This window comes from uncultured Sphingomonas sp., assembly GCF_934560975.1.
GTDB lineage: Bacteria > Pseudomonadota > Alphaproteobacteria > Sphingomonadales > Sphingomonadaceae > Sphingomonas_I.
The window spans coordinates 13,787-28,024 of the sequence record NZ_CAKTFO010000002.1; the positions used below are offsets into that span (position 1 = coordinate 13,787).

General features: G+C 66.5%; 19 protein-coding genes and 1 tRNA gene. 13 read left to right on the forward strand and 7 right to left on the reverse strand.

Annotation, left to right across the window (positions count from 1 at the left end; all coding sequences use genetic code 11):
• Positions 1 to 51: 51 nt before the first annotated feature.
• The 5 genes from Q0D93_RS02025 to eno all read right to left on the reverse strand — a co-directional run bounded on the left by Q0D93_RS02025 (position 52) and on the right by eno (position 5,094).
• Positions 52 to 1,461, reverse strand: a complete 1,410-nt coding sequence (locus Q0D93_RS02025) for a pyruvate dehydrogenase complex E1 component subunit beta (RefSeq protein ID WP_294390699.1) — start codon at positions 1,459 to 1,461, stop codon at positions 52 to 54.
• A gap of 12 nt (positions 1,462 to 1,473) precedes the next feature.
• Positions 1,474 to 2,538, reverse strand: coding sequence for a pyruvate dehydrogenase (acetyl-transferring) E1 component subunit alpha (pdhA, locus tag Q0D93_RS02030; protein ID WP_294390702.1), 1,065 nt, complete (start codon positions 2,536 to 2,538; stop codon positions 1,474 to 1,476).
• Between the two features lie 98 nt (positions 2,539 to 2,636).
• A complete protein-coding gene (locus Q0D93_RS02035) occupies positions 2,637 to 2,948 on the reverse strand; it encodes a septation ring formation regulator EzrA (protein ID WP_294390705.1) in 312 nt (103 codons plus the stop codon).
• 116 nt (positions 2,949 to 3,064) lie between these two features.
• Positions 3,065 to 3,715 (reverse strand): alpha/beta hydrolase, encoded by a 651-nt coding sequence (locus Q0D93_RS02040; RefSeq protein ID WP_294390708.1) that lies wholly within the window; start codon positions 3,713 to 3,715, stop codon positions 3,065 to 3,067.
• A gap of 101 nt (positions 3,716 to 3,816) precedes the next feature.
• Positions 3,817 to 5,094, reverse strand: a complete 1,278-nt coding sequence (gene eno / locus Q0D93_RS02045; RefSeq protein WP_294390710.1) for a phosphopyruvate hydratase — start codon at positions 5,092 to 5,094, stop codon at positions 3,817 to 3,819.
• Positions 5,095 to 5,254: 160 nt separating this feature from the next.
• Here eno and Q0D93_RS02050 point away from each other — a divergent pair, with 160 nt between their 5' ends.
• The 6 genes from Q0D93_RS02050 to Q0D93_RS02075 all read left to right on the forward strand — a co-directional run bounded on the left by Q0D93_RS02050 (position 5,255) and on the right by Q0D93_RS02075 (position 7,876).
• The gene (locus tag Q0D93_RS02050; protein WP_294390712.1) at positions 5,255 to 5,866 is read left to right on the forward strand and encodes a hypothetical protein; all 612 of its coding nucleotides are present in this window, start codon (positions 5,255 to 5,257) and stop codon (positions 5,864 to 5,866) included.
• Positions 5,863 to 6,201: a phage holin family protein gene (locus Q0D93_RS02055; RefSeq protein ID WP_294390715.1), complete on the forward strand. Its 339-nt coding sequence runs from the start codon at positions 5,863 to 5,865 to the stop codon at positions 6,199 to 6,201. Before Q0D93_RS02050 ends, Q0D93_RS02055 begins: the two co-directional genes overlap by 4 nt.
• On the forward strand, positions 6,198 to 6,503 hold the full coding sequence (locus tag Q0D93_RS02060) for a DUF3618 domain-containing protein (RefSeq protein WP_294390717.1): 306 nt from the start codon (positions 6,198 to 6,200) through the stop codon (positions 6,501 to 6,503). The genes Q0D93_RS02055 and Q0D93_RS02060 overlap by 4 nt, the downstream gene beginning before the upstream one ends.
• The gene (locus Q0D93_RS02065) at positions 6,500 to 6,949 is read left to right on the forward strand and encodes a hypothetical protein (RefSeq protein ID WP_294390720.1); all 450 of its coding nucleotides are present in this window, start codon (positions 6,500 to 6,502) and stop codon (positions 6,947 to 6,949) included. The genes Q0D93_RS02060 and Q0D93_RS02065 overlap by 4 nt, the downstream gene beginning before the upstream one ends.
• 64 nt (positions 6,950 to 7,013) lie before the next feature.
• Positions 7,014 to 7,610: a phospholipid-binding protein MlaC gene (locus tag Q0D93_RS02070; protein ID WP_294390722.1), complete on the forward strand. Its 597-nt coding sequence runs from the start codon at positions 7,014 to 7,016 to the stop codon at positions 7,608 to 7,610.
• A 47-nt stretch (positions 7,611 to 7,657) separates the two neighbouring features.
• A complete protein-coding gene (locus tag Q0D93_RS02075) occupies positions 7,658 to 7,876 on the forward strand; it encodes a DUF4170 domain-containing protein (protein ID WP_294390724.1) in 219 nt (72 codons plus the stop codon).
• A 48-nt stretch (positions 7,877 to 7,924) separates the two neighbouring features.
• Here Q0D93_RS02075 and Q0D93_RS02080 read toward each other — a convergent pair whose 3' ends face one another.
• Positions 7,925 to 8,242 carry a chorismate mutase gene (locus tag Q0D93_RS02080; protein ID WP_294390727.1) on the reverse strand — a complete coding sequence of 106 codons (318 nt, stop codon included), beginning with the start codon at positions 8,240 to 8,242 and terminating at the stop codon, positions 7,925 to 7,927.
• Between the two features lie 219 nt (positions 8,243 to 8,461).
• On the opposite strand from Q0D93_RS02080, the gene rpsD reads away from it, so the two are divergent.
• The 7 genes from rpsD (at position 8,462) to Q0D93_RS02115 (ending at position 13,942) form a co-directional block, all read left to right on the forward strand.
• Positions 8,462 to 9,076, forward strand: coding sequence for a 30S ribosomal protein S4 (gene rpsD / locus Q0D93_RS02085; RefSeq protein WP_294390730.1), 615 nt, complete (start codon positions 8,462 to 8,464; stop codon positions 9,074 to 9,076).
• A gap of 160 nt (positions 9,077 to 9,236) precedes the next feature.
• Entirely contained in the window at positions 9,237 to 10,217 is a 981-nt protein-coding gene (locus tag Q0D93_RS02090; RefSeq protein WP_294390733.1) for an agmatine deiminase family protein, read from the forward strand.
• Positions 10,218 to 10,245: 28 nt separating this feature from the next.
• Positions 10,246 to 11,091 carry an N-carbamoylputrescine amidase gene (gene aguB, locus Q0D93_RS02095; protein ID WP_294390737.1) on the forward strand — a complete coding sequence of 282 codons (846 nt, stop codon included), beginning with the start codon at positions 10,246 to 10,248 and terminating at the stop codon, positions 11,089 to 11,091.
• Positions 11,091 to 11,945 (forward strand): D-amino-acid transaminase, encoded by an 855-nt coding sequence (locus tag Q0D93_RS02100; protein ID WP_294390740.1) that lies wholly within the window; start codon positions 11,091 to 11,093, stop codon positions 11,943 to 11,945. The genes aguB and Q0D93_RS02100 overlap by 1 nt, the downstream gene beginning before the upstream one ends.
• Positions 11,946 to 12,021: 76 nt before the next feature.
• Positions 12,022 to 12,525 (forward strand): 2-amino-4-hydroxy-6-hydroxymethyldihydropteridine diphosphokinase, encoded by a 504-nt coding sequence (gene folK, locus Q0D93_RS02105; RefSeq protein WP_294390743.1) that lies wholly within the window; start codon positions 12,022 to 12,024, stop codon positions 12,523 to 12,525.
• Positions 12,516 to 12,591: transfer RNA gene (locus Q0D93_RS02110), tRNA-Lys, on the forward strand. Before folK ends, Q0D93_RS02110 begins: the two co-directional genes overlap by 10 nt.
• A gap of 49 nt (positions 12,592 to 12,640) precedes the next feature.
• The gene (locus Q0D93_RS02115; RefSeq protein WP_294390747.1) at positions 12,641 to 13,942 is read left to right on the forward strand and encodes a dicarboxylate/amino acid:cation symporter; all 1,302 of its coding nucleotides are present in this window, start codon (positions 12,641 to 12,643) and stop codon (positions 13,940 to 13,942) included.
• Here Q0D93_RS02115 and Q0D93_RS02120 read toward each other — a convergent pair.
• Positions 13,913 to 14,236 (reverse strand): hypothetical protein, encoded by a 324-nt coding sequence (locus tag Q0D93_RS02120; RefSeq protein WP_294390748.1) that lies wholly within the window; start codon positions 14,234 to 14,236, stop codon positions 13,913 to 13,915. The genes Q0D93_RS02115 and Q0D93_RS02120 overlap by 30 nt on opposite strands.
• Between the last annotated feature and the right edge of the window lie 2 nt (positions 14,237 to 14,238).

Consider the following 14,238-nt stretch of genomic DNA (forward strand, 5'->3'; position numbering starts at 1 on the left):
CGCCCTTCCCCAAAAACATCCGTTCATCCTCAAACGGAAGACGGCACCGCCTTAGCGATAACAGACCTTCTTCGCCGCCTCGACCACACGGTCGGGCGTGACGAGGGCGAGCTTTTCGAGGTTGGCGGCGTAGGGCAGCGGCACATCCTCGTTGGTGACGCGGATCACCGGCGCATCGAGATCATCGAAGCCCTCTTCCATCGCAACCGCCACAATCTCGCTGGCGATCGAGCAGACCGGCCAGCCTTCTTCGACCACCACCATGCGGTTGGTCTTCTTCAGGCTGGCGAGCACCGTGCCCGTGTCGAGCGGGCGCAGCGTGCGAAGGTCGATCACCTCGGCATCGATGCCCTCTTCCGCCAGCCGCTTGGCCGCTTCCAGCGCCACGCCCACGCCAATTGTGTAGCTGACCAGGGTCACGTCCTTGCCTGGCCTGGCGACACGCGCCTTGCCGATCGGCAGCACATAATCGTCCATCTTCGGCACGTCGAACGACTGGCCGTAGAGCAGCTCGTTTTCCAGGAACACGACCGGATCGTTGGAACGGATCGCGGCCTTCAGCAGGCCCTTCGCATCGGCCGCCGAATAAGGCGCGACCACGATCAGGCCCGGCACGCTGGCATACCAAGGTCCGTAATTCTGCGAATGCTGCGCGCCGACACGGGCGGCGGCACCGTTGGGACCGCGGAACACGATCGGGCAGCGCATCTGCCCGCCCGACATATAGTTGGTCTTGGCGGCCGAGTTGATGATGTGGTCGATCGCCTGCATGGCGAAGTTGAACGTCATGAACTCCACGATCGGCCGCAAGCCGGCCATGGCCGCCCCCGCACCGATGCCGGCAAAGCCATATTCGGTGATCGGCGTGTCGATCACGCGCTTGTCGCCGAACTCGTCGAGCAGGCCCTGGGTAACCTTGTAGGCACCCTGATATTCCGCGACCTCCTCGCCCATCACGAACACGCGGTCGTCGGAGCGCATCTCCTCCGCCATCGCGTCGCGCAACGCCTCGCGCACGGTCATGCGGACCATCTCGGTGCCTTCCGGCACTTCGGGATCGACATGGGTGTCGACCACGGTGGCGACCAGATCGCGCGCGCCCGTTTCCATCTGCCTGGGCGCCTCCTCCACCCGGGCATTGCCCTCGGGCTCGGTCTTCTGGTCGCTCGGCTGTTCGACGGGCGGACCCTTGGGCGCGGGCGCGGCGGACGCATCCTCGTCCTCGCCGGCGATCAGCGCGATCACCGTGCCGACCTTCACGCCGTCGGTTCCCTCGGGCACGACGATGCTGGCGACGGTGCCTTCATCGACCGCCTCGAACTCCATGGTGGCCTTGTCGGTCTCGATCTCGGCGATCACGTCGCCGGATTTCACCTGGTCGCCTTCCTTGACGAGCCACTTGGACAAAGTGCCCTCCTCCATCGTCGGGGAGAGCGCGGGCATCTTCAGTTCAATCGGCATCTTCTCTCGCGCTCAATAAGTGTCGACGAGGACGTCGGTGTAGAGTTCGGACAGCTCCGGCTCGGGGCTCTCCTCGGCGAAGGCGGCGCTGTCGGCGACGATCTTGCGGATGTCCTTGTCGAGCGCCTTCAGCTGGTCCTCTCCCACGCCCTGCTCGGCCAGGATGCGGGCGAGATGGTCGATCGGGTCGGACTTGTCGCGGACCGACTGCACTTCCTCGCGCGAGCGGTATTTGGCCGGATCGGACATGGAGTGGCCGCGATAGCGATAGGTCTTGAGTTCGAGCAGGACCGGGCCCTTGCCGGACTGCACCCACTCCACCGCCGTCTCGGCCGCGCCGCGCACCGCCAAGACATCCATGCCGTCGACCTGGATACCGGGTATGCGGAAGCTTTCGCCGCGCTTGTACAGCTGGTCCTCGGCCGACGCGCGATTGACGCTGGTGCCCATGGCATATTGGTTGTTTTCGATCACGAAGATCACGGGCAGCTTCCACAGCTGCGCCATGTTGAAGCTTTCGTAGACCTGGCCCTGATTGGCCGCGCCGTCGCCGAAATAGACGAGCGCCACGCCGCCGTCGCCAGCATATTTGTGCTTGAAGCCCAGGCCGGCGCCGATCGACACCTGCGCGCCGACGATGCCGTGGCCGCCGTAGAAGCCATGTTCGACCGAGAACATGTGCATCGAGCCGCCCTTGCCCTTGGAAATGCCGGCGGCGCGGCCGGTCAGTTCGGCCATGATGACGTTCGGGTCAATGCCGTAGGCCAGCATATGGCCGTGGTCGCGATAGCCGGTGACGACGGAGTCACGCCCGACCTTGAGCGCGGACTGCAGGCCCACGGCCACCGCCTCCTGACCAATATAAAGGTGGCAGAAGCCGCCGATCAGGCCGAGGCCGTAGAGCTGGCCGGCCTTTTCCTCGAACCGGCGGATCAGCAGCATCTGGCGGTAAAATTCCAGCAGCTCTTCCGTGGTGCCTTCATAGGGCGTCGGTTCAGGCGGCCGTTCGCGGTTCGGCGTTGCCGGGGGCAAGGCCGCCTCGGCTGGGGACGGGGTCGTTTTAGCTGCTCGGGCCAAAGGAATCTCTCTCCTGAGGGCGCCACAAGGCGCTGCGGAACGCGTCCCTATAGGCGTGACCTGCCCGCCGCCGCAACGGCCAGTAACTGTAAGAAAGATTAGTCGAGCGGAATGATGCGGTCATTCGGGGCCACCTGCCCCGTCTGACGCCGTACCAGTTCGTCCGCATAATCGGGATCGACCCGGCCGGGCGCGAGCAGGCGGGCATGATGACGGAGGAGATCGCGCTGCGAATCAAGCCGCGCCAGAACTGCCTCACGCTCCCGCGCCTGGGTCTTGTAGCCGGCGAGCGACATGATCCCGTTCGGCCCTACGATCGCCGCGCCCGCGAAATAGGCGATCACCACCAGGGCGATGGCGGGCCCGATGGCGGACTTGAACAGGGGAAGAGTGGGACGCCGACTGATCATGGTATCCCGCAGGAGAATCATGTTTGAAGATCGGCTTCAAGCAAATTCTAGTTAACATTTGAAGAAACCGGACGAACGCCCGGCTCCGATACGGATCTTCAATGAAAACAGGGCGATCAGCGACCCGGCGGCAGAGCCCTGTTCGTCTGAACGGTGCCGGCCCGTGCCGCCAACTGCGGCAGCACAAACGGCGCGCGGACGCTGCCGTCGAGCAGTCTTTCCAGCATGCCTTGCCCCGCCTCCCAAGCACCCAGCCCCGAATCGGCATTGATATGACCCGTGCGATCAAGCAGCACGAACTCCGCCGCCCATCCGGCCGCAAGCTCGCGCGCCTTGTCCGCCTCGCACCAGGGATCGTCGGTGCTGCCGACCACCAGCGCGGGAAAGGGCAGCACCGCACGCGGCGCGGGCGCGAAACGGCGAAGGCGCGCATCCACGCCGGGCCGGTCCACGTCAGGCGGCGCCACCAAAAGGGCACCGACGACGTTGCCGCTCAACACCTGCCCCAACAAGGACGCCCACCAGACCACCGCATGACAGCCGAGGCTGTGCGCCACCAGCACAACGGGGCCTTGTGCCGCCGCCACCGCCTGGTCGATGCGGCTGATCCAGACATTGCGTTGCGGATCGTCCCATAGGCCCAGCTGGATGCGCAGGCAGTCATGCCGCTCGCGCTCCCACCGGCTCTGCCAGTGCGTCAGGCCCGAATTGCCCAGGCCTGGCACCAGCAGCGCCAAGGGAGACAGTTTCTGCTCTCCACCGAACATGCGCATCCTCCTTCAAGACCGCTTCTTTGTATTTCCTACTTTGACAGTAGGAAATACAATCCGGCTTGGGAGGTGCGTAGCTGGGCTTGTCCGCTTGGGTTTCAGCGCTTCAGCGCGGAACGCCCCGCATAACGGCCGATCGATCCCAGCTCCTCCTCGATCCGGATGAGCTGGTTATATTTGGCGAGCCGATCGGAACGTGCCAGCGAGCCGGTCTTGATCTGCCCACAGTTGGTCGCAACCGCCAGATCGGCGATGGTCGCATCCTCGGTCTCGCCCGAACGGTGCGACATGACGGCGGTGTAGCCGGCCCGCTGCGCCAGGCTGACGGCCTCCAGCGTTTCGGACAGGGTGCCGATCTGGTTCACTTTCACCAGCAGCGAGTTGGCCAGGCCCTTTTCGATGCCCTCGGCCAGGATCTTCGGGTTGGTGACGAACAGGTCGTCTCCGACGATCTGGATCTTGCCGCCCAGGCGATCGGTCAGCAGCTTCCAGCCGTCCCAATCCTGCTCGGCCATGCCGTCCTCGATCGACAGGATCGGATAGGCGCCGGCCAGTTCCGCCAGATAGTCGACCATCTCCGCCGGCGACAGCTTGCGCCCCTCACCTTCCAGGTCATAGACGCCGTTCTTGAAGAACTCGCTGGCGGCGCAATCGAGCGCGATCGCGACCTCCTCGCCCGGGCGGTAGCCGGCGGCCTCGATCGAGCTCATGATGAAATCGAGCGCTTCCTTGGGGCTTGCCAGGTTCGGCGCAAAGCCGCCCTCGTCGCCCACGGCCGTCGCCAGGCCCTTGTCGTGCAGCTTCTTCTTGAGCGTGTGGAACACCTCCGTGCCGCAGCGGACCGCTTCCAGCATGCTGTCGCTGCCGACCGGCACGATCATGAATTCCTGGAAGTCGATGGGATTGTCGGCATGGGCGCCCCCGTTGATGATGTTCATCATCGGCACGGGCAGCACATGGGCCGACACGCCGCCGACGTAGCGATAGAGCGGCAGGCCGCGCGCCTCCGCCGCCGCCTTGGCCACCGCCAGGCTGACGCCCAGGATGCCGTTCGCGCCCAGACGCTCCTTGTTCTCCGTACCGTCCAGCTCGATCATGACGCCGTCGACTTCGGCCTGGTCCTCGGCCTCCAGCCCCTCGACCGCTTCCGCGATCTCGCCATTGACCGCGTCCACCGCATCATCGACGCCCTTGCCGCCCCAGCGGCTCTTGTCGCCGTCGCGGCGCTCCACGGCTTCGCGGGTGCCGGTGGATGCACCGGAGGGCACGGCGGCGCGGCCGAAGCTGCCATCCTCCAGCGTGACATCCACCTCCACCGTGGGATTGCCGCGGCTGTCGATCACAGTGCGAGCGTGGACGTCGACAATCGCTGTCATGGGTCTTCCTTCCGGGTCTGAACGTATGGTGCGCGCTCTATCGGTGCGGGCAGCGGCTGGCAATAATATCGGATGTGACATGAAAACTGTGGGGCGGCGATGGAACGTGCCGTGCCACGCATGGTTGAACACCCGAAATTCAGGTCTTTGGAGAACCGGCATGGCCGCTGACAATCAGACGCTGCCCGAGGGCACCGACACCATCATCGCGGGCGCGGGCGTCGGCGATGATGATAGCGCATTCGACACGGGCACCGCCGCCGCCGACTTCACCTCCGCCTCCGCCACGAGCGGCGCGGCTGACGGAAACCGGTCCTCATCCACGGGATCGGACGGCGCCGACGCGCAGGGCGCCAGCGCGGATGGCGTGCGCGACCAGCTGTTCGGCCGTTACGAGGCCTTGCGCGGCCAGGCGGGCGACAAGGCGCGCGATTTGGTGCAGACCGGCAAGGACCGCGCAACTTCCGCGATCGACGATGTGGTCCGCATGATCGAAGATGCAGCGGCCGAGGTCGATGACAAGATCGGCAGCCAGTATGGCGATTACGCCCGCCGTGCCGCCGACGGCCTCAGCGGCTTTTCCGATAGCTTCAAGGACAAGGATGTCGACGAGCTGTTCGACCAGGCGCGCGCCCTGATCGCCAAGTCGCCAGCCGCCGCCGCCGGCATCGCCGCCGTGCTGGGCTTTGTCGCCGCCCGGATGGTCCGGTCCGGCCTGCCCGAAAATCCGGGCGCTTCCGCATCCCCCGCCGGCGATGCGTCGCAGGCGTGATCCGGCATCCCGCCCCCGCCGGAGAGGAGTCGCTGCGCGACCTGTTTGCGCGCGTCATCGACAACGGCAAGGCTTATGCCAAGGCCGAGGTGAACCTCGTCAAGGTCACGGTGTCCACCAAGACCAAGCTGGCGGTTCCGGCGATCGGCTTCTTCATCGCCGCCCTGCTGCTCGTGCAGGCGGCGCTGACGGTGCTTACCGCCGCTTTGGGCGCCTTGATCGCCTTGTGGCTGGGGTGGCCCGCCGGCTTGGCGATCGCGGCCTTGCTGGTGTTCGGCACCGCCGGTCTGCTGGCGTGGCTGGGCATCAAGCGATTGACGAGGGCGTTCCAATGAGTGCGCAGGATATTGCCAATGCCCGGCTGGAGGCCGCAGCCGCGCGCGAGCGGCTGCTGGGCTCCGCGCATGACCTGCAGGGGCGGCTAAATCCCTCGGTCCTCGCCAACCATGCCTGGGACGGCGCGCGCGACCGCGGCGAACAGGTGGCGGGTGAGGTAGGCCTGGTGATCGTGGAACGGCCGGTTGCGGCCGGTGCAGTCGCCGCCGGCGTGCTGGCGTTCCTGGCGCGCAGACCGATCTTCCGCATGCTCGGCCGCCTGACCGGCAGACGCAAGACATTCGACGGAGACAGAAAATGACCACGCAGGATCAACAGTCGAACACGGGCACGGGCAGCACCGATACGGTGGGCGACCGCGTGTCGGCCGCTTACGCCTCCGCCAAGGACCGGGCCGGCGAAACCGTGTCCGGCGCCGCGTCGCGGCTTGAGGCCAATCCGTTTGCCGCTCTGCTCGGCGGGATCGCGGTGGGTGCCGCTATCGGTGCCCTGCTGCCCCGCAGCGAACGCGAGCGCGCATTGCTGAACCCGCTCGGCTCGCGCCTGGGCGATGCGGCCCGTGCGGCGATCGATGCGGCACGCGACAGCGGCAAGCAGTCCTTTGCGGATTCGGGCTTCACCGGCGACCAGTTGCGCCAGCAGGTCAGCAAGCTCGTGGAACAGGCGCTGGCCGCCGCCGGCCAGGCCGGCACTGCCGCCGTGTCCGCCGCACGCGACACCGGCACGCAAGACACCGGCACGCAATAAGCCAGTTCAAGGCGCGTTCAGCGGGCGTACCCCAGGGTGCGCCCGCTTTCATTGGAGTATCAACATGACCTTTGTTCGCGGCGCCCTGGCGGCGCTGTCGCTGGCGGTGGCCACCGCCCTTCCGTTGATCACCGCGCCCGCGATGGCGGCGGTGGATACGTCCAACCCGCAGGGCTTCATTCAGACGCTAACCACCGACGGCTTTGCCGCGATGAAGGGCGACAAGGCGACGGCCAAGTCCAAGTTCCGTGCCCTGCTGGCACAGCATGTCGCCGTAGACCAGATCGGCGACCGCCTGATCCGCCGCTGGCTGCCGACCATCACGGCCCAGCAGAAGGCCGCCTACAAGGCCGCTCTGCCCGGCTATGTCGTGGGCACCTATGCCGATCGTCTGTTTGAATATGCCAGCGCCACGATCCGCGTCGTCCGCACGCAGCCGACCGCTGGCGGCGGGGCGGACGTATTCACGCAGGTGACCAAGCCCGGCAGCCAGCCGATCCCGGCGGTCTGGTCCGTCACCAATGTCGGTGGCCAGTGGAAGGTGCTCAACCTGCGCGTGGCCGGCATCAACGTCGCCATGGCGCAGGCCGCGGACTTCGACGCGGTGGTTCAGCGCCAAGGCTTCGACGCGCTGATTCGCATGATGAAGACGCGCGGCTGACGTTCAGCCCTTGAAACCCTCGCCCGCGGGCGGCAGGAGCAATGTCCATGAGCAAGATGCACCTGGTGTTCGGCGGGCGGGTCAAGGATCCGCGCACGCTTGAGTTCGAAGACCTCTCCACGATCGAGGTGGTCGGTTTCTATGCCGATTACGAAAGCGCGGAGAAGGCGTGGCGCGCGGCCGCGCAGCGCACGGTGGACGATGCGGAAATGCGCTTTGTGGTGGCGCACCTGCACAAGCTGCTCGATCCCGACCTGGGCGAGTAAAGATCGTTTTCGGTGCATCCGCCCGCACGGGCGGATGCACGTCTCTTGTCAGTCCGGATTTGCGCGGCCAGCGTCGAACCGCTCCATTTCATAGGCGATCGACGCTTCGACCAGATCCTCCCACATCGTGGCGACGATCGGCGTGGGCACGTCCATCCGTTCGGCCGCGGCCACGGCATTGGCGATCACCTGCGCCTTGCGCCCCTCGTCCCGTACCATGCCGCGCTCCGGCTTGATCCGGGCGGCGGCGCGCATGTAGCCGAACCGGCGTGCGAGCAGCGCCACCAGATCGCGATCCAGGGCATCCACCCCGGCGCGGACCTCCACCATGGTGGTGCAGGCGTCGGGATCGCGTATCTCTGTCATGGACAGCGCCATAGAGGGGCGCCGATCCCCGGCGCAACCGCCACGTGGCCACGACCTTGACTTGGAAGCGTCACATCGTCATAGGCGCGCCTTCGCAATTGGCCCCGCACATCCGGTGAAGCGGCGGCCCTGCTCTGTCCATCCTTGGAGAGGCGCAGCGCGGTTCCGGTATCCTGCATGGGGTTCGCCCCGGCACAACGCAATTGAAAGGACGACATCATGTCGAAGCGCTCCAGCGCCAAGTACAAGCTCGATCGCCGCATGGGCGAGAATATCTGGGGCCGTCCCAAGTCCCCGGTGAACAAGCGTGAATATGGCCCCGGCCAGCACGGTCAGCGCCGCAAGGGCAAGGTGTCGGACTTCGGCATCCAGCTCAAGGCGAAGCAGAAGCTGAAGGGCTATTACGGCGACGTCACCGAGAAGCAGTTCAAGAAGGCCTATACCGAAGCGTCGCGCATGAAGGGCGACACCGGTCAGAACCTGATCGGCCTGCTGGAGCGCCGCCTGGACGCACTGGTCTATCGCGCCAAGTTCGCGCCAACCATCTGGTCCGCGCGTCAGCTGGTCAGCCACGGCCACATCCGCGTCAACGGCGTGAAGTGCAACATCGCCAGCCGTCTGGTAAAGCCGGGTGACGAGATCACGCTGGGTTCCAAGGCACAGGAAATGGCGCTGGTGCTTGAGGCCCAGGGCCTGTCCGAGCGCGAGATCCCGGACTACGTGGCCGCCGACGGCACCGCCAAGGTCACCTTCATCCGCGTTCCCACGCTGGACGAAGTGCCCTATCCGGTGAAGATGGAACCGAACCTGGTGGTCGAGTTCTACTCGCGCTGATCGGCTTGCCGCTTCGGCGAACGACAAGGGGGCGGTCCTGCGGGGCCGCCCTTTTCGTATCTGCGCGCCATACCCCCGTGTTTTCACAACCGCGACCGCTTGCGCGCGCGGTGCCGACCCGCCATCTGGCGCGTCTGCCTATCAGGAGAGATGATCAGCGATGACCGTCCGCATGCCCGCCGAATGGACCCACCACGATGCCGTGTGGATCGGGTTCCCGAGCCACGCCGAATTGTGGGAGGACGATCTGTCCCCGGCGCAGCAGGAAGTGGCGGCATTCGCCCGCGCGGTTCATGCCGGCGGCAAGGGTGAAAAGGTCATCCTGGTCGCCAATGACGACGAAACCGCCAAGACCGCCATCGACCTTGCCGGCGACGTGGCCGAGGTGACGGTGCAGCCGTTCGGAGACATCTGGCTGCGCGACACCGGCGCGATCGTCACGACCGGATCGGACGGACGCCGCGCGGCGCGGTTCGGCTTCAACTGGTGGGGCGGCAAATATCACCTGCCCGGCGACGAAGCAGTCGGCGCGCGGCTGGCCGAGGCGGCCGGGCTGGCGGTGGACACGCATGACTGGGTGCTGGAAGGTGGCGCGATCGACGTGGACGGCACCGGCCTGGCCGTCACGACCGAGCAATGCCTGCTCAATCCCAACCGCAATCCGGACCTGACGCGTGCGGAGATCGAGCGCGGGCTGCGGGATGGGCTGGGCATCGACCGGCTGCTCTGGCTGGGTGACGGCCTGGCGAACGATCATACCGATGGCCATGTCGACAATCTCGCCCGCTTCGTCGGTCCGAACCGATTGGCCCTGCCTGAACCCGCCGAGCATGACCCCAATGGTGACGTCTATCGCGACGCCGTCCAACGCGCGGAGGCGTTCGGGGTGGAGGTGGTCCGCCTCCCCTCGCCTGGCCTGGTCGAGGTGGACGGCGAGGCGATCCCCGCCTCCTACATGAACTTCTACATCGGCAACGCGGCCGTCGTGGTGCCGATCTATGGCGCCCCCAACGACGATGTTGCGGTGGAGGCGGTGCAGGCCTTGTTCCCGGACCGGATTGCGGTGGGCTTGCGCGCCGACCACATCCTGACCGGTGGCGGCAGCTTCCACTGCATCAGCCAGCAGGTGCCGAGCGCCTGACCCCCTCGCCTGCCACGGAGCCACAGCTTTGACCCAGATCACCGTCGCCGCGATCCAGCTCGCCTTTTCGAGCGACATCGACACCAACATCGCCAAGGTATCGGAGCGCGTCCGCGAGGCGGCGGCGCAAGGCGCGCAGGTGATCCTGCCCCCCGAATTGTTCGAGGGCGAATATTTCTGCCGCGTCGAGGATGAAGGCCTGTTCGCCAACGCCAAGCCGACCACCGAGCACAAAGCTGTCACGGCGATGCAGGCGCTGGCGGCCGAGTTGAACGTGTCGATCCCGACCAGCTTCTTCGAGGCGGACGGCCCGCATCATTACAATTCGCTGGCGATGATCGGCCCCGACGGCACAATCCAGGGCGTGTATCGCAAGAGCCACATTCCCGATGGCCCCGGCTATGAGGAGAAATTCTATTTCCGGCCGGGCAATACGGGGTTCAAGGTGTGGGACGGTCCGGCCAAGCTGGGTGTCGGCATCTGCTGGGACCAATGGTATCCCGAAACGGCGCGCGCTTTGATGTTGATGGGCGCGGAAGTCCTGTTCTACCCCACCGCGATCGGCAGCGAGCCGCACGACACCAGCCTCGACACGGCACGGTTGTGGCGGCGGGCGATGGTGGGCCATGCGGTTTCCAACGTGGTGCCCGTGGTGGCCGCCAATCGCGTCGGCACGGAGCATGGCCAGACTTTCTACGGCACCAGCTTCATCACCGACGAACGCGGCGACATATTGGCCGAGCTGGACCGCGACGAGGAAGGCGTGATCGTCGCCACGCTCGACCTCGATCGGGTGAAGCGCCACCGCGCCGCCTTCGGCTTTTTCCGCGATCGCCGGCCGGAATTGTACGGCCGCCTGACGCAGGACGTCTGATGGCGCGCATCGCCTGGCTGAACGGCGACTATCTGCCGCTGGCCGACGCGCGCATCTCGCCGCTGGATCGCGGTTTTCTGTTCGCGGACGGCATCTATGAGGTCACGGCGGTGCTGGACGGACGGCTGGTGGATTCGGCGGCGCATCTGGCGCGGCTGCAACGCTCCGCCGGTGAAATCGGCCTGTGCCTGCCTGTAACCTTTGACGAGCTGGAGGCGATCGAGCGTGAGCTGATCCGCCGCAACGGCCTGGATCAGGGCACCACCTATCTTCAACTCACGCGCGGCACGGCGGCGGAGCGGGATTTCCACGCGGACGACGATCTCGCCCCGACCCTGTTCCTCTACACGCAGGCCAAGGACATTATCGGCAATCCGGCGGCGCGGACCGGTGTCGCGGTGGTGACCACGCCCGATCTGCGCTGGGCTCGGCGGGACATCAAGAGCGTCTCGCTGCTGGCGCAGGTCCTTGCCAAGCAGGTGGCGCATGATGCCGGCGCGTTTGAAGCGTGGCTGGTCGAGGACGGCCATGTGACGGAGGGCTCCTCCTCCTCCGCCCTGATCCTGACCGCCGATGGCGCGCTCGTCACCCGCCCGAACAGCCACGCCATCTTGCCCGGCTGCACCCGCGCCGCCGTACAGGTGCTGGCCGAACAACATGGCCTGCGATGGGAAGAACGGCTCTTTACCGTGGAGGAAGCATTGATGGCGCGCGAGGCGATGCTGACCAGCGCCTCCAACTTCGTGCTACCCATCATCAGCATCGATGGCCACGCCATCGGCGACGGTCGTCCTGGTCCCGTCGCGGAGCGGTTGCGGGGCGTGTATATCGAGACGGCGCGGGCGCAGAACTGACCGGGTGACGGCTGGAGGCCGGCGCATAACCGCCGCGCCGCTACCCCCTGCGGCCCCGTCACGCTACAGCGCAAGGGTGCATGTCTACGCGCTCGCCCTCGGTTCCAACCGGCCGCATGGTCGGCACGGCCCGCCGGCTCGCGTGCTGGCGGCCGCGCTCGCCACGCTGGAGGCGGAGGGGGTCGGCATCCGCGCCGCCGCTCCGGTCATCCACACCGCCCCCCACGGCCCCTCTTCGCGCCGCTTCGCCAACAGTGCAGCCTTGGTGCGGAGCAACCTTGCCCCGCTGGACCTGCTGCGCCTGCTGAAACGGATCGAGCGGCTGTTCGGGCGGCGTCCCGGCCGGCGCTGGGGCGCGCGCGTGCTCGATCTCGACATCCTGTTGTGGAGCGGCGGCGAGTGGCGGACGCGGACGCTCGTCATTCCCCACCGCTCGCTCGCCACGCGCCGCTTCGTGCTGGACCCGCTGGTCCGGATCGCGCCGGGCTGGCGAATCGACGGCCACACCGTCGCCCACGCGCACGCACGGTTGACCCGGCCGCGTCCGAGCCATAGGAGCCGTGGCGGATCGGGTCCGTAGCTCAGTCGGTAGAGCAAGCGACTTTTAATCGAGAGGTCCCGGGTTCGAGCCCCGGCGGACCCACCACTCGACAGCCGGTATTGCTTGGCGGCGCTGCTCCGGGCCATGTAGCGGCATGGCACAGGACATCACGACGGATCAGGTTACGCCGCCCACCCGCTGGTGGACCCACATCTATGTTCAGGTCCTGATCGCGATTGTCGCAGGGATCATCGTCGGACAGGTCTGGCCGAATGCCGGCGTCGCGTTGAAGCCGCTGGGCGACGGCTTCGTGAAGCTGGTGCGGATGATCATCGCGCCGGTCATTTTCCTGACCATCGTCGGTGGGATCGCGCATCTCCGCCAATTGGGTGCGTTGGGGCGCATCGCCGGCAAGGCCTTCGCCTATTTCCTGACCCTTTCCACCCTGGCGCTGATCCTGGGCCTGGTGATCGCCAACCTGGTGCAACCCGGGGCAGGCCTGAACGTCGATCCGGCCAGCCTGGACGCGAGCCGCATTGCCACCTACGCGGCCAAGGCGCATGACGAAAGCCTGGTGAGCTTCCTGCTCGCCATCATCCCCGATACCATCCTGTCGCCGCTTGCGGGCGGTGAGATCCTGCAGGTTCTGTTCGTCGCCATCCTCAGCGGCATTGCCATCGCGCTCGTGGGCGAGCCGGCCGAACCTCTGCTGCGCGTCATCGCCGCGGCAGAGGCGGTGGTGTTCCGGCTGGTGTCGATCCTGATGCGGGCGGCGCCGGTGGGGGCATTCGGGGCGATGGCCTTCACCATCGGCGAATATGGCGTCGGCGTGCTCGCCAACCTGGCGGGACTGGTCGCCACCTTCTACCTGACGTCCCTGCTGTTCGTGCTGATAGTGTTGGGGCTGGTGGCGCGGGCGGCAGGTTTCTCCATCCTGCGGCTGCTGCGCTACCTGGCGCCAGAACTGCTGCTGGTGCTTGGCACATCGTCGTCGGAGGCAGCTCTGCCCAACCTTATCAAAAAGATGGAGCAGGCCGGGTGCGCGCCCGGCATCGTCGGGCTGGTGGTGCCGACCGGCTACAGCTTCAACCTGGACGGCACCAACATCTACATGACGCTGGCGGCCTTGTTCATCGCGCAGGCGTGCAACGTCCACCTCTCGATCGGACAGCAATTGCTGCTGCTGGGCGTGGCCATGCTGTCGTCCAAGGGCGCGGCGGGGGTGACCGGCGCGGGCTTCATCACCTTGGCGGCGACCTTGGCGGTGGTGCCGGCGGTACCGGTCGCGGGCATGGCGCTGATCCTGGGGGTGGACCGCTTCATGAGCGAGTGCCGCAGCCTGACCAACTTCGTCGGCAATGCCGTCGCCACGGTGGTGGTTGCGCGCTGGGAAGGCGCACTTGATCGCGAGAAGCTGGATGCGGCGCTAGGACGCAGGCGCCCCGTTGCCGCCTGATCCGTCCGAGAAACGGGCGGCTTCGGCCGCCTTCCATTGTTGGTGCAGGGCGTCGCGTGGCAGGGCGAGGCCGATCGTGCGCATCAGGGTCAGCCATCCGTCCGCAAGCACCGCCGCCTGCGCCTGCACTGGCGACGGCGGCTGATCGTCGATCCAGTCCTTCAGCGACACGGAATTGGTCGCGAGCAGGACCACAGCAGCCAGCGCGATCACGATGCTGGTCCAGCCGAGCCCGCCGACATCCTCGATCAGCGGTTCCGGCAGGTCGACCGGCGATGGCGTCTCCTTCGGCATCT